This window comes from Zobellella endophytica (genome assembly GCF_003012775.1).
In the GTDB taxonomy this organism is placed as follows: domain Bacteria; phylum Pseudomonadota; class Gammaproteobacteria; order Enterobacterales; family Aeromonadaceae; genus Oceanimonas; species Oceanimonas endophytica.
Genome location: NZ_PXYG01000002.1, coordinates 98,184 through 112,692 on the forward strand (window position 1 = coordinate 98,184; position 14,509 = coordinate 112,692).

Annotated in this window: 12 protein-coding genes; 3 read left to right on the forward strand and 9 right to left on the reverse strand. The window is 62.3% G+C overall.

Annotated elements, in window-relative coordinates:
• The first annotated feature begins 29 nt into the window (after positions 1-29).
• Both purB and C7H85_RS05605 read left to right on the forward strand, forming a co-directional pair.
• The gene (purB, locus tag C7H85_RS05600; protein WP_106728740.1) at positions 30-1,400 is read left to right on the forward strand and encodes an adenylosuccinate lyase; all 1,371 of its coding nucleotides are present in this window, start codon (positions 30-32) and stop codon (positions 1,398-1,400) included.
• 264 nt (positions 1,401-1,664) lie between these two features.
• Complete coding sequence (locus C7H85_RS05605; protein ID WP_106728741.1) at positions 1,665-2,807, forward strand: ribosomal protein uL16 3-hydroxylase; 1,143 nt, start codon at positions 1,665-1,667, stop codon at positions 2,805-2,807.
• Between the two features lie 56 nt (positions 2,808-2,863).
• Here C7H85_RS05605 and C7H85_RS05610 read toward each other — a convergent pair whose 3' ends face one another.
• Together C7H85_RS05610 and pdxH are read right to left on the reverse strand one after the other, a co-directional pair.
• Positions 2,864-3,352, reverse strand: coding sequence for a GNAT family N-acetyltransferase (locus tag C7H85_RS05610; protein ID WP_168388247.1), 489 nt, complete (start codon positions 3,350-3,352; stop codon positions 2,864-2,866).
• Positions 3,353-3,366: 14 nt separating this feature from the next.
• Positions 3,367-4,002, reverse strand: a complete 636-nt coding sequence (pdxH, locus tag C7H85_RS05615; protein WP_106728743.1) for a pyridoxamine 5'-phosphate oxidase — start codon at positions 4,000-4,002, stop codon at positions 3,367-3,369.
• A 124-nt stretch (positions 4,003-4,126) separates the two neighbouring features.
• Here pdxH and C7H85_RS05620 point away from each other — a divergent pair, with 124 nt between their 5' ends.
• Positions 4,127-5,098 (forward strand): zinc transporter ZntB, encoded by a 972-nt coding sequence (locus C7H85_RS05620; RefSeq protein WP_106728744.1) that lies wholly within the window; start codon positions 4,127-4,129, stop codon positions 5,096-5,098.
• A gap of 85 nt (positions 5,099-5,183) precedes the next feature.
• Here the strand turns inward: C7H85_RS05620 and pnp are convergent, their stop codons facing one another.
• The 7 genes from pnp to nusA all read right to left on the reverse strand — a co-directional run bounded on the left by pnp (position 5,184) and on the right by nusA (position 14,503).
• Positions 5,184-7,334, reverse strand: coding sequence for a polyribonucleotide nucleotidyltransferase (gene pnp / locus C7H85_RS05625; RefSeq protein ID WP_106728745.1), 2,151 nt, complete (start codon positions 7,332-7,334; stop codon positions 5,184-5,186).
• A 138-nt stretch (positions 7,335-7,472) separates the two neighbouring features.
• Complete coding sequence (locus C7H85_RS05630) at positions 7,473-8,249, reverse strand: dioxygenase family protein (protein ID WP_106728746.1); 777 nt, start codon at positions 8,247-8,249, stop codon at positions 7,473-7,475.
• 203 nt (positions 8,250-8,452) lie between these two features.
• Positions 8,453-8,722 (reverse strand): 30S ribosomal protein S15, encoded by a 270-nt coding sequence (gene rpsO / locus C7H85_RS05635; protein ID WP_106728747.1) that lies wholly within the window; start codon positions 8,720-8,722, stop codon positions 8,453-8,455.
• A 116-nt stretch (positions 8,723-8,838) separates the two neighbouring features.
• Positions 8,839-9,774, reverse strand: coding sequence for a tRNA pseudouridine(55) synthase TruB (gene truB / locus C7H85_RS05640; protein WP_106728748.1), 936 nt, complete (start codon positions 9,772-9,774; stop codon positions 8,839-8,841).
• 1 nt (position 9,775) lies between these two features.
• Positions 9,776-10,183: a 30S ribosome-binding factor RbfA gene (rbfA, locus tag C7H85_RS05645; protein ID WP_106728749.1), complete on the reverse strand. Its 408-nt coding sequence runs from the start codon at positions 10,181-10,183 to the stop codon at positions 9,776-9,778.
• Between the two features lie 80 nt (positions 10,184-10,263).
• Positions 10,264-12,981, reverse strand: a complete 2,718-nt coding sequence (infB, locus tag C7H85_RS05650) for a translation initiation factor IF-2 (RefSeq protein ID WP_106728750.1) — start codon at positions 12,979-12,981, stop codon at positions 10,264-10,266.
• Positions 12,982-13,000: 19 nt separating this feature from the next.
• The gene (gene nusA / locus C7H85_RS05655) at positions 13,001-14,503 is read right to left on the reverse strand and encodes a transcription termination factor NusA (protein WP_106728751.1); all 1,503 of its coding nucleotides are present in this window, start codon (positions 14,501-14,503) and stop codon (positions 13,001-13,003) included.
• Positions 14,504-14,509 lie beyond the last annotated feature (6 nt).

A 14,509-nucleotide genomic window follows, 5' to 3' on the forward strand; every position in this document is an offset into this window, starting at 1 on the left:
TACCCCCCAACTTTCAGGAGTCCTCGTTCATGGAATTGTCAGCATTAACGGCCATCTCTCCGGTCGATGGCCGTTACGGCGCCAAAACCCAGGAGCTGCGCGCCATCTTTTCCGAGTTTGGCTTGTTGCGCTTTCGCGTTGAAGTAGAAGTCCGCTGGCTGCAGGCCCTGGCCGAACATGCTGCGATCGCCGAAGTGCCGGCCCTGTCCGCCGAAGCCAACGCCTATCTGGATCAGGTGATCGCCGGCTTCTGCGAAGCCGACGGCCAGCGCATCAAGGACATCGAACGCACCACCAACCACGACGTCAAGGCGGTGGAGTACTTCCTGAAAGAAAAGGTCGAGGCCCTGCCCGAGCTGGCGGCAGTGAGCGAATTCATCCACTTCGCCTGCACCAGCGAGGACATCAACAACAACGCCCATGCGCTGATGCTGAAGGCCGCCCGGGAAGAGGTGATCGCCCCCTACTGCCGCGAGCTTATCGACGCGGTCAAGCAACTGGCCCGCCAGTACCGGGACGTGCCCATGCTGAGCCGCACCCACGGCCAGCCCGCCTCCCCCACCACCCTGGGCAAGGAGATGGCCAATGTGGCCTACCGGCTGGAGCGCCAGTTCAAGCAGATCCTGGCGGTGGAGCTGCTGGCCAAGATCAACGGTGCCGTGGGCAACTACAACGCTCATATGTCCGCCTATCCTGAAGTGGACTGGCACAACTTCGCCGAGCGCTTCATCGGCCGCCTGGGCCTGACCTGGAACCCCTACACCACCCAGATCGAGCCCCACGACTACATCGCCGAGCTGTTCGACGCCCTGGCCCGCTTCAACACCATCCTCATCGACTTCGATCGGGATATCTGGGGCTACATCTCGGTGGGCTACTTCAAGCAGCGCACCGTGGCCGGCGAAATCGGCTCCAGCACCATGCCGCACAAGGTCAACCCCATCGACTTCGAAAACTCCGAGGGCAACCTGGGGCTGGCCAACGCCATCTTCAACCACCTGGCCGCCAAGCTGCCGATCTCCCGCTGGCAGCGGGATCTGACCGACAGCACAGTGCTGCGCAACCTGGGTGTGGCGGTGGGCTATTCGCTGATCGCCTACCAGGCCACCCTCAAGGGCATCAGCAAGCTGGAAGCCAACCCTCAGGCACTGGCCGCCGATCTGGATCAAAACTGGGAAGTGCTGGCCGAGCCGGTGCAGACGGTGATGCGCCGCTACGGCATCGAGAAGCCCTACGAGAAGCTCAAGGAGCTGACCCGCGGCAAGCGGGTGGATGCCGAGGGCATGCGCGCCTTTATCGACGGCCTGGCACTGCCGGAATCGGTGAAGGCCGAGCTCAGGCAACTGACCCCGGCCAACTACATCGGCCGCGCCATCCAGCTCACCGACGAGCTGAAGTAATAGCGTAATAAGTGAGGGGAGCCCGGGCTCCCCTGGAGCGCAGGCGGCTCGCCTGCTTTCCCGCCAAGCGGGAACCTTCGGCTTCTCACACCACCCCCAAGCCACAGGCATAACACCCATGCGGGCGGGCCGCCCGCGCTCCAATGTCCCGTGCCCATCCTCGGATGCGAAGGACAGGAGCCGCGCTCCGGTTCCCTTCCCCGTCGCGACTTGGCATAATACTCCGCTATTCTTTAAGCATTCTTCCCATCCCGACAGGCCCTCATGCACAGCGCACTCAAACTCGATATCGAACACTTTCTCGCTCACGACTGGCAACGCCGTCCGCGGCTGATCAAGGCCGGACTGCCCGGCTTCGAGGATCCGCTCAGCCCGGACGAGTTGGCCGGGCTGGCGCTGGAGCCGCACATCGAATCCCGCCGGGTATGGCGGGAAGCCGGCCGCTGGCAGGCGGAAACCGGCCCCTTCGACAGCTACGATCACCTGGGTGAGGAAGACTGGACCCTGCTGGTGCAGGCGGTCAACCAGTGGCACCCGGCGGTGCAGGACATCGCCGAGCAGTTCCGCTTTATCCCCGGCTGGCGGTTCGACGATGTGATGGTCAGCTTCTCCACCTCCGGTGGCGGCGTCGGCCCCCATATCGACCAGTACGGCGTCTTCATCATCCAGGGTGAAGGCCGCCGCCGCTGGCGGGTGGGCCGCCAGCAACGCCTCAAGGAGTTCGCCGCCCACGGTGCCCTGCGCCACTGCGAGGCCTTCGAGGCGGAGATCGACGAGGTACTCGAACCCGGCGATATCCTCTACATCCCTCCCGGCTGTCCTCACGAAGGCTATGCGGTCACCCCGGCGCTGAATTATTCGGTCGGCTTTCGCGCCCCGGACGCCAAGGATCTGATCTCCAGCTTCGCCGATCATATCCTGGCCCACGAGACCATTACCCCCCGCTTCGACGATGCTGGCATGGCCCCGGCCCGGGCCCATGGCCGTATCGATGCCGCCGTGCTGACCCAGATCAGGGTGCTGATGGGCGACCTGCTGGACGATCCCGAGCGCCTGGCCGACTGGTTCGGTGAAATGATGTCGGAAGCCAAGCACGACCTCGACCTGGAGCCGACCGAGCCACTCTACAGCCTGGAAGAGCTGGTGCTGCGCCTGGATCACGGCGATCATCTCTATCGGCTGGGTGGGGTGCGCTGTTTTTACCTGGAAGGCAGCGACCAGCAGTTCTACCTGGACGGCGACCGCTACCGGCTGGCCGCGCCCGACGCGGATGCCATCGCCCTGCTGTGCGATCAGGCCCGCATCTGCGGCCCGGAAGTGGCCTGCCTGAAGGAGCCCAAAGTACTGCTGGAAGTGCTGCTGCCGCTGGTCAACCAGGGCTACTGGTATTTCGAGGAAGACGAATAAAAGCGGGGGATTAGGGACCCGAGTTTGAGGGTTAGCATCCCCGGTCCCCGGTCCTGTTACAGCTGGTCAAAGGCCGGATGGTAGGTCACCAGCCCCTGGGGGGCGGGTTGCTTGAGCGCCAGTGCCATAAAGGCATCGCCCACCCCGAGATAGGGGCAGTTCAGCCCCAGCTCCCGGGCCGGCCTGAAACCGAAACGCCGGTAAAAGGCCGGCTCGCCCAACACCACTATGCCGGCCCAGTCCAGCTCGTTGGCGGCGTTGATCGCTTCCTTGATCATGCCGGAGCCCACCCCCTGACGCTGACAATCGGGCCAGACGCTGACCGGCGCCAACCCCAGCCAGCCCAGATCCTCGCCGTCGATCAGCACCGGGCTCATGGTCAGGTGGCCGATCACCGCCCCTTCGTATTCCGCCACCTGACTGACGCTGATGGCGCCCTGCTCGCGCAGCGCCAGCACCAGATCCGCTTCGGCCGGCCGGTCGAAGGCGGCGTACACCACTTCATCTATCTCGTCGCCGTCACCCGGGCGCTCGGTTCTGAATATCAGCATGGGGGCTCCTAGGGGGCCAGGCGATCTATGGCCCAGCCGTGATCACTGCGCTGGTAGAGGAAACGGTCATGCAGGCGGTTGGCGCCACCCTGCCAGAACTCCACCGAGTCGAAGCGCACCCGGAAACCACCCCAGAAGCTCGGCAGCGGCACCTCGCCGCTGGCAAATTTCTGTTTCATCTCCAGGAACTTGGCCTCCAGCAGACCGCGGGCGGAAATACGGGAGGACTGGTTCGACACCCAGGCGCCGATCTGACTGTCCTTGGGCCGGCTGCTGAAGTATTTCATCACCTCCACCGTGGACAGTTTTTCGACCCGGCCGGTCACATGCACCTGGCGCTCCAGCGGATGCCAGGGAAACAACAGGCTGATGCGGGGATTGGCCGCCAGGTGGCCGGCCTTGCGGCTGCCCATGTTGGTGTAAAACACGAAGCCCTGGCCGTCCAGATGCTTGAGCAGCACGATGCGCTGGTATGGCTGGCCCCGCTCGTCGACCGTGGCCACCACCATGGCGGTGGGATCGGCCAGCCCGGCGGTGATGGCCTGCTGCATCCAGCTTTCAAACAACGCCAGCGGCTCATCCGGCAGATCCTTGCGCCGTAAGCCGCCCTGAAGATATTCCCGCCGGTAGTCCGCCAGCTCCATAGATGATGTCTCTCGTGTATCCGGGATAGCCGCTATTGTGCGTTGGCGGCCATCCGTTGGCAAGTTGTCATCGCCGGTCATTTTATCTATATATAGAGCTATCACCTTCAAATAGAAAACAAAAATGAATCAAGGACTTATTCACGCATTACTGCTGGATGGCCGGGGCGGCGCCCGGGAGCTCGACCCAGGACAACTCGCCCGCTGGCAGCCCGAGCAGGGTTGCCTGTGGCTGCATTTTGACTATCGCAGCGACCGCAGCCGGGACTGGCTGCAACGGCACAGCGGCCTGGATCGGGTCGCCACCGCCGCCCTGCTGAGCGAAGCCACCCGCCCCCGGGCCACCAGCCACGGTCACGGCCTGCTGATTGCCCTGCGCGAGGTCAACCAGAACCCGGGGGCGGATCCGGAAGACATGGTCGCCCTGCGGATCTGGATCGAGCCCCATCGCATTGTCAGCACCCGCAACCGCCCCCTGGCATCGGAAGACATGCTGAAACAGCGGCTGGCACAACAAAAAGGTCCCCTCAACACCGATGCGCTGCTCGCCGATCTCGTCGCCGAGCTGATACGTCCGCTGGCGGATATCGTGGACGAGCTGGACGACGCCATCGACGAGCTGGAAACCCGCTTTCTCGACAACAGCCTGGCCGAAGCCCGGGGCGAGCTGCTGACCCAGCGCCGCCAGCTGATCCAGTTTCGCCGCTACCTCAGCCCGCAACGGGAAGCCATCGCCCGGCTGCTGGCGGACAAGGACAACGGCTGGCTCAGCCATGAGGTGAAAACCTCGCTGCGGGAAACCCAGGACAGTCTGCATCGCTACCTGGAGAACATGGAGGCCTTGCGGGAAAGGGCCATGGCGCTGGACGACGCCAGGGCCAACCAACTGTCGGAGCAGCTGAACAAGCGGATGTTCGTGCTGTCGGTGATCACCGCGCTGTTCCTGCCGCTCAGCTTCATGACCGGCCTGCTCGGGGTCAATCTGGCCGGCATTCCACTGGCGGACAGCCCGGCGGCCTTCGGTATCTTCGTGCTGACCCTGACCCTGCTGGTGATGGGCCAGATCTGGTATTTCCGCCGGCGAAAGTGGATCTGAAGCACCCAAACCGCCCTTTCGGCCCCGGCCGGGATCAAAAAAGCCGGGGAGGACCCCGGCTTGACAGACTCTGGCTCGACGCCAATTACTCGGCGTTGTCGGCCGGTACGGTTTCGGCCTTGGCGTCCTCGGCGGCGGGCGCCTCGGGCTCGGCCGGCTTGTTGGCTTCCTTGATCGACAGGCGGATACGACCCTGACGGTCCACTTCCAGCACCTTGACCTTCACCTTGTCACCCACTTTCAGGTGATCGGACACATTCTTGACCCGCTCTTCGGTGATCTGGGAAATGTGTACCAGACCGTCCTTGCCGGGCAGAATGTTGACGAAGGCACCGAAGTCGGCCAGGCGGACCACTTCGCCGTCATAGATGGTACCGCTTTCCACTTCCGCGGTCAGCTGCTCGATACGGCGGATGGCCAGCTTGGCCGCTTCGCCGTCGACGGCGGCGATTTTCACGGTACCGTCGTCATCCAGCTCGATAGTGGTGCCGGTTTCTTCGGTCAGGGCGCGGATGGTGGCGCCGCCCTTGCCGATCACGTCGCGGATCTTCTCGGGGTTGATCTTGATGGTGTGGATGCGCGGCGCGAAGCTGGAAATTTCCGCACGCGGTGTCTCGAGGGCTTCGTCCATCACCTTAAGGATGTGCAGCCGGGCATTGCGCGCCTGCTTGAGCGCCACTTCCATGATTTCCTTGGTGATGCCTTCGATCTTGATGTCCATCTGCAGGGCGGTGACACCCTCGCTGGTCCCGGCCACCTTGAAATCCATGTCGCCCAGGTGATCTTCGTCACCCAGGATGTCGGACAGCACCACGAAGCCTTCCTCTTCCTTCACCAGGCCCATGGCGATACCGGCCACCGAGGCCTTGATCGGCACGCCGGCATCCATCAACGCCAGCGAGGTACCGCAGACCGAGGCCATGGAGGAAGAGCCGTTGGATTCGGTGATTTCGGACACCACGCGCACGGTGTAGGGGAATTCTTCCTGGCTCGGCATCACGGCGGCGACGCCACGCTTGGCCAGGCGGCCGTGGCCGATTTCCCGGCGCTTGGGGCTGCCGACCATGCCGGTCTCACCCACGCAGTAGGGCGGGAAGTTGTAGTGCAGCATGAAACGGTTGGCACGCTCGCCGGTCAGCTCGTCGATCAGCTGGGCATCGCGCTCGGTGCCGAGGGTGGCGGCCACCAGGGCCTGGGTTTCGCCGCGGGTAAAGAGGGCCGAGCCATGGGTACGGGGCAGCAGGCCGGTCGCCACGTGCAGGGCACGGATCATGTCGGGCTCGCGGCCGTCGATACGCGGTTCGCCACGGACCACCCGGCCACGGACGATATGCTTTTCCAGCTTGCCCAGCTGCTCCTGCACTTCCTTCAGGTTCTGCTCTGGATCCTCTGCCAGGATAGCGGCCTGTACCCGGGCCTTGATGTCGCTGATCGCATCGCGGCGGGCGCTCTTGTCGATGATACGGTAGGCTTCACCCAGTTCGCCGGCGGCCAGCTCGGCCACCTTGGCCTTCAGCGCTTCGTTTTCCGCGGCCGGCTGCCAATCCCAAGGCTGAGTGCCCACTTCGGCGGCAAATTCGTTGATGGCATTGATGGCGGTAGCCATCTGCTCGTGGCCGTACATCACCGCGCCCAACATCACGTCTTCCGGCAGCACCGAGGCTTCGGACTCCACCATCAGCACCGCGTTGGCGGTACCGGCCACCACCAGATCTAGCTGGCTTTCCTTCAGCTCGCTGATGGTGGGGTTGAGCACGTATTCACCGTTCATGTAACCGACGCGGGCGGCGCCGATGGGGCCGGCAAAGGGAATACCGGAAATGGCCAGGGCGGCGGAGGTGCCCAGCATGGAGATGATGTCGGGGGTGATCTCGGGGTTGGCGGAGACCACGGTCGCGATCACCTGCACTTCGTTTTTGAATCCATCGGGAAACAGCGGACGAATGGGACGGTCAATCAACCGGGCGGTCAGTGTTTCGCCTTCCGTCGGGCGGCCTTCGCGCTTGAAAAAGCTGCCGGGAATACGGCCGGCGGCGTAGGTCCGCTCCTGGTAATTCACGGTCAGCGGGAAGAAGTCACGGCTTTCATCGGCTTCGCGCCTGCCGACCACGGTCACCAGCACGGCGGTATCATCAATGCTGGCCAGAACGGCGCCGGTGGCCTGACGGGCCATCACCCCGGTTTCCAGGGTGACGGTATGCTGGCCGTACTGGAAGGTTTTTACGATAGGATTCACGTTGTAGATTCCTTAAACTGTTTGGTCTCTTAATTTGCCCGCACAGTATACTTGATTCGTTTTTAAAGCGCACAGTGATTGATGCATACGGCACCGATAAGCCACTCCCCGCTGCCGGCGCCCCGTGGGGCTGTCTTTTCAATGAAACAGATAGGATTCCATCGACAGAGTGCCGTAGGTGAGCCCCCCTTCCAGTACTTCCACCCCGGCGCCGGCAGTGGCCGCGCCCGCGGCGATCAGCAGGGGCAGATAGTGATCCGGCGTGGGATGAGCTCGCCGGCCCTGGGGGGCGACAGTCAGGTAATTCGTCAACGCCGCCCGGTCGTGGTCACGGACCGCCTGCCGTGCCCAGCGTACAAAATCACGGGCATAACCGGCATCCTCGACCGCCTCCATGCGGAATTCATAGAGGTTATGGGTCAGGCTGCCGGACGCGACTATCAGTACACCCTGTTCGCGCAACGGCTGCAGCGCCTTGCCCAGTGCCCAGGCGCCGTCGCCGTCGAGCCAGGCCGGCATCGACAACTGCACCACTGGCACATCCGCCTCCGGATACAGGTAACGCAGCGGCACCCAGGCGCCATGATCCAGGCCCCTAGCCGGATCGGCCGACACCCGATAGCCCTGGGCCTGCAACAGGGCCGCGAGCCGCCCGGCCAGCTCGGGCTGGCCCGGAGCCGGATACTGCAAGCGGTAGAGCACATCGGGAAAACCGCCGAAGTCGTGGATGGTGTCGGGCCACCGGGCGCTGGTCACCTCTGGCTCGCGGGTGATCCAGTGAGGCGAAATCACCAGCACCGCCGCCGGCCTGGCCAGGCGCGCACCGGTTTGCCGCAGCAGGGGGCCGGCAAGCCCGGGCTCGAGGGCAAAAGTGGGGGCGCCATGGGAAACGAACAGTACGGGCATGAGGGCCATAGCCGCAATTCCTGAAAACGGTGATGATGGGCTCACTCTACCGGCGTCGAGGATCCGGATAAACCGGTAGGGGGGAAATGGATTATTTACTGAGATGAAACAGTGAAGCCAAAAATCACCGTTTATTCATGAAAAACACCGGCGGGACGGCGCCCACGAAAAAAGGAGCCGAAGCTCCTTTTTTCTTGAACCGGATGAGTCGATTAACGACGCAGGCCCAGTTTTTCGATCAGTGCACGATAGCGCTCGACGTCCTTGCGCTTCAGGTAGTCCAGCAGGCTGCGGCGCTGGGATACCATGCGCAGCAGGCCGCGACGGCTGTGGTGATCGTGGATGTGCTGCTTGAAGTGGCCTTGCAGATGGTTGATCTGGGCACTCAGCAGGGCTACCTGAACTTCGGGGGAGCCGGTGTCGCCTTCGCCGCGGGCAAAGTCAGCAACGATCTGGGCTTTGGTTTCAGCACTTAGTGACATCTTGTGTACTCCAAAAACTATGAATGATTTCCCCAGCCGATCACTAATTCAGCCGGAAACAGAGCTGCGCATTCTACCAGTAAAGCCCGCCTTGGCAACCGGAAAATGCGAGAATTTCAGCGGACCAGCCGGCGTGGTGCCACCTTGCCGTCATCGTCGATTTCGCCGACGCCGATAAAGCGGCTGTCGGGACCGACGGTGATGCGCACGAAGCCGTTCAGCGGCGCGCCGGAGACCTGTACCGCCTGGCCCTGCAGCAGATAACCCGCCACCAGCTCGGACAGGTTCACTTCCGGCAGGGTCGACACCGCGGTATCCATCGGCAGCAGCAGCGGATCCAGCTCCAGCCGCGGCGAAATCTCCTGCGCCTTGCAGTTGTCGAGGATGCACTGCAGCTGCTCCAGGGTCAGCATGCGCTGCGCCGGATAGCCGGCCACGGCCAGCCGGCGCAGCAGGATCACGTGGGCGCCACAGCCCAGGCGTTCCCCCAGATCGTCCACTATGGTGCGGATATAGGTGCCCTTGCTCGCGTGGATCTCGAGTTCGACTTCGTCGCCCTCGAAACGCAGCAGCTTGAGCTCGAACACGGTGATCGGCCGGGCTTCACGCGGCACCTCTATGCCCTCGCGGGCGTACTGGTACAGGGGCTTGCCCTGGTACTTGAGCGCCGAGTACATGGAGGGGATCTGCTCGATGTCGCCGCGGAAATGGTCCAGCGCCTCGATCAGATCGCCGGTGGACACATCGACCGGTCGGGTTTCCACCACCTCGCCGTCCGCGTCGCTGGTGTCGGTACGTTCGCCCAGCTTGGCGACGACCCGATAGCGCTTGTCCGCTTCCAGCAGAAACTGGGAAAACTTGGTGGCCTCGCCCAGGCAGATCGGCAGCATGCCGGTAGCCAGGGGATCCAGGGCACCGGTGTGCCCGGCCTTGGCGGCGGCGTAGATACGCTTGACCTGTTGCAGGGCATCGTTGGAAGTAATGCCCGCCGGCTTGTCCAGCAGCAGGATGCCGTCTACCTCACGGCCACGAAAACGACGCTGACGCCCCATCTCAGTTCTGGTCCTCTTGTTCCGCTTCATCATCCCGGCCGGCACTGCGCCGCTTGTCTTCCTCTATGGTGCTGGACACCAGGGTGGAGATACGCATCCCTTCCACCAGGCTCTGGTCGTAGACGAAGCGCAGCTCGGGGGTGACCCGCAGCCGCACCGCCTTGGCCACCAGGCTGCGGATATAGCCGCTGGCATCCTTGAGCGCCGCCATGCCTTTTTCGATGCGCTCCGCATCGTTCTCCAGGAAGGTGACGAACACCTTGGCATAGTTAAGGTCCCGGGACACTTCCACCCCCGACACGGTCACCATCCCCAGGCGTTCGTCCTTGATTTCCCGCTGCAGGATCATCGCAATTTCTTTTTGCAGTTCCTGCCCAACCCGGCGGGTACGGCTGAATTCTCTGGCCATAAATCTCTTTCCAAGACAAAGGGGGCCCAAGGCCCCCGTTGATTAATACTCTCTGTGCTCAGGCGTGGATAGCGGCGCCCTTACAGGGTGCGCTGTACTTCCACAACCTGATACACCTCGATCTGGTCGCCGACCCGTACGTCATTATAGTTTTTCACGCCAATGCCGCACTCCATGCCGTTGCGCACTTCGGACACGTCGTCCTTGAAGCGGCGCAGCGACTCCAGCTCACCTTCGTAGATCACCACGTTGTCACGCAGTACCCGGATCGGGCTGCTGCGCTTGACCACGCCCTCGGTGACCATACAGCCGGCGATGGCGCCGAACTTGGGCGAGCGGAACACGTCGCGCACCTGGGCCAGGCCGATGATCTCCTGCTTGAACTCGGGCGCCAGCATGCCGGTCATGGCCTGCTTCACTTCGTCCAGCAGTTCATAGATCACGCTGTAGTAGCGCAGATCGATCTCTTCCGCCTCGATCATCTTGCGCGCGGCCGCGTCGGCACGCACGTTGAAGCCCAGGATGATGGCGTTGGACGCCGCCGCCAGGCTGGCATCGGTTTCGGTGATACCACCGACCCCGGAGCCGATGATCTTGACCTTGACCTCGTCGGTGGACAGCTTCTGCAAGGAGTCGGCAATCGCCTCGATGGAGCCCTGCACATCGGCCTTCAGTACCAGGTTCACTTCCGCCACTTCACCTTCGCTCATGTTGGCGAACATGTTCTCGAGCTTGGCTTTCTGCTGACGAGCCAGCTTGACCTCGCGGAATTTGCCCTGGCGGTACATGGCCACTTCCCGGGCTTTTTTCTCGTCGCGCACGACGGTAGCTTCATCACCCGCCGCCGGCACGCCGGAGAGCCCCAGGATTTCCACCGGAATGGAAGGACCGGCCGACTTGATCTCGCGACCCAGCTCGTCCTTCATCGCCCGTACCCGGCCGTATTCCAGGCCGCACAGCACGATGTCGCCCTGGTTGAGGGTACCTTCCTGTACCAGCACGGTCGCCACCGGACCACGGCCCTTGTCGAGACGAGACTCGATCACCACGCCGGACGCCATGCCGTCGTGTACCGCGGTCAGCTCCAGTACTTCCGCCTGCAGCAGTATGGCCTCGAGCAGTTCATCGATACCCTGGCCGGTCTTGGCGGAGATATAGACGAACATGTTCTCGCCGCCCCAGTCTTCCGACATGACGCCGTGCTGGGACAGTTCGCTCTTGACCCGATCGATGTCCGCTTCGGGCTTGTCCATCTTGTTCACCGCCACGATCAGCGGCACCCCCGCCGCCTTGGCGTGCTGGATGGCTTCGACGGTCTGCGGCATGACGCCGTCGTCGGCCGCCACTACCAGGATGACGATATCGGTCGCGCTGGCACCACGGGCACGCATGGCGGTAAAGGCCGCGTGACCGGGGGTGTCCAGGAAGGTGATCATGCCGTTGTCGGTTTCGACATGATAGGCACCGATATGCTGGGTGATGCCACCGGCTTCGCCGGCCGCGACCTTGGCCCGGCGGATATAATCCAGGGTCGAGGTCTTGCCGTGGTCGACGTGACCCATGATGGTCACCACCGGCGCCCGGGTTTGCCGCTCGGCATCGGTATCCCGATCGGACAGCACCTTCTGCTCTAGCTCGTTTTCACGACGCAGGGTGACCTTGTGACCCATCTCTTCCGCCACCAGTTGGGCGGTTTCCTGATCGATCACCTGGTTGATGGTCACCATGGCGCCCATTTTCATCATCGCCTTGATGACTTCGGCACCCTTGACTGCCATCTTGTTGGCCAGTTCGGCCACGGTGATGGTCTCGCCGATTTCCACGTCCCGGTTGACCGGTTGCACCGGTTTCTGGAAGCCGTGCTTCATCGACTTGGGCGTCATCACCTTGGCGCGCTTGCCTTTCTTCTGGCGTTCGTTGCGGCTCTCGCGATCTTCACGATCTTCCTTGGACTTGCCACCCTTGCGCTTCTTGCCACCGGTCCGACGGGCCTTCTGCTCTTCGGTCTGGTCGGCTTCGTCTTCCGCTTCCTGGGCATGACGGTTGGTGGTGACGTGATAGTCAGCATCTTCCGGCTTCTTGGCGGCTTCCTCGGCCCAGCGTTTTTCATTTTCTTCCGCCAGTTTGCGTACTTCTTCCGCCTTCTGCTGGGCTTCCAGCTCGGCTTTACGCAAGGCTTCTTCCTCACGCTGACGTTTCAAGTTTTCTGCTTCGCGCTTGGCCATATCATCCGCCTTTTTCTGCTCTTTGCTCTGGGGTTTCTTGGCCCCTTGCTCTGTGGTGTCCTGAGCTTGCAGCTGAGCCTGACGGGTCTTATCTTCCGTTTCACGCTGGGCTTTTTCTTCCGCTTCACGCTTGGCCTTGGCGTCGGCCTCCTGCTTGGCTTTTTCTGCTGCTTCGCGCCTGGCCAGTTCTTCGGCCTCACGGCGGGCCTGGGCTTCTGCCTCCAGACGCGCCTGCTCTTCTGCTTCCTGTTGACGCTGCTGCTCTTCCAGCGAATCGCGCCTTACGTAAGTGCGTTTCTTGCGCACTTCAACCTGTACGGCCTTGTTCTTGCCACCGGCCCCCTGCACACTCAGAGTGCTGATGGTCTTGCGCTGCAGGGTCATCCGTTTGGGTTCATTATCGTCATTAGCGCCGTGCTGTTTCTTTAAAAACGCAAGCAAGGCGGCCTTTTCGGTTTCGGATACCGTGTCGCCGGTGGATTTCTCCATGCCGGCTTCCCGAAACTGCTGGACTAGACGATCAACCGGCGTGTCGATGTCACTGGCAAGTTGCGTTAATGAGACTTCTGCCATTCATTTACCTCCGTTGATCTTATTCTTCGTTCTGGTCTCCGAACCAGCAGATGTTGCGGGCGGCCATGATGAGTTCCCCCGCTAGGGACTCACTAAGACCTTCAATGCCCTCAAGGTCGTCAATACCTTGCTCTGCCAGCTCTTCCAGATCCGCAATACCTCGGGCGGCAAGCTGATAGGCCAGTTCCCGGGTCATGGAGGGCAGTGCGAGCAGTTCGGCTGCCGGCTCCACCCCTTCGAAAGATTCTTCTTGCGCCAGCGCCCGGGTCGTCAGGGCATCCTTGGCGCGGTTGCGCAGTTCCTCGACCATGTCTTCGTCCAGGCCGTCGACACTCAGCAATTCGCTGACCGGCACATAGGCGATTTCTTCCAGGGTCGAGAAACCTTCTTCCATCAGCAAGGCGGCAAAATCTTCATCGATATCCAGGTGCTGGATAAACAGATTCATGATCTTGTCGCTTTCGACCTGGTGCTTCTGCTGCAGGTCTTCCACCGTCATCACGTTCAGTTCCCAGCCGGTCAGCTGGGACGCCAGACGCACGTTCTGGCCGTTGCGGCCGATGGCCTGGGCCAGGTTGCCGGACTCGACGGCAATGTCCATGGAGTGGGCATCTTCGTCGACGATGATGGAGGCCACGTCGGCCGGCGCCATGGCATTGATCACGAACTGGGCGGGATTGTCGTCCCACAGCACGATATCGACCCGCTCGCCCCCGAGTTCACCGGATACCGCCTGTACCCGGGCACCACGCATGCCGACACAGGCACCGATGGGATCGATACGGCGATCGTTGGTCTTCACCGCTATCTTGGCGCGGCTGCCCGGATCCCGGGCGGCACCCATGATTTCGATCAGCTCTTCGCCGATTTCCGGCACCTCGATGCGGAACAGTTCCTTCAGAAAGTCCGGGTTGGTACGGCTGACGAACAGCTGGGCACCGCGTGCTTCGGGACGTACTGCGTACAGCAGGCCGCGGACCCGATCGCCGGAGCGGAACGACTCCCGCGGCAGCAGGTCTTCACGGAACAGCACCGCTTCGGCGTTGTTGCCCAGATCCAGGATGACATTGTCACGGGTGGCCTTCTTGACCACGCCGGTGATGATCTCGCCTTCCTGGTCCTGGAATTGCTCCACCACCTGCATGCGCTCGGCTTCACGGACTTTCTGCACGATGACCTGCTTGGCAGTCTGGGTGGTAATGCGATCGAAGGTGATGGAGTCTACCTGATCTTCCACATAGTCACCCAGCTGGATCTCCGGCTCGTCGATCTGGGCCGCTTCCAGGGTGATCTCGCGATAGGGATTGGTCAGCGCTTCCTGACTTTCCACCACCTGCCAGCGACGGAAGGTATCGAAATCGCCGCTCTTGCGATCGATGGCGACCCGCACTTCGATATCGCCTTCATATTTCTTCTTGGTGGCCGTGGCCAGGGCTGTTTCCAGGGCCTCGAAGATTTTTTCACGAGGCACTGCCTTTTCGTTAGAAACGGCATCTACAACCAGCAATATTTCTTTATTCATGTCCGA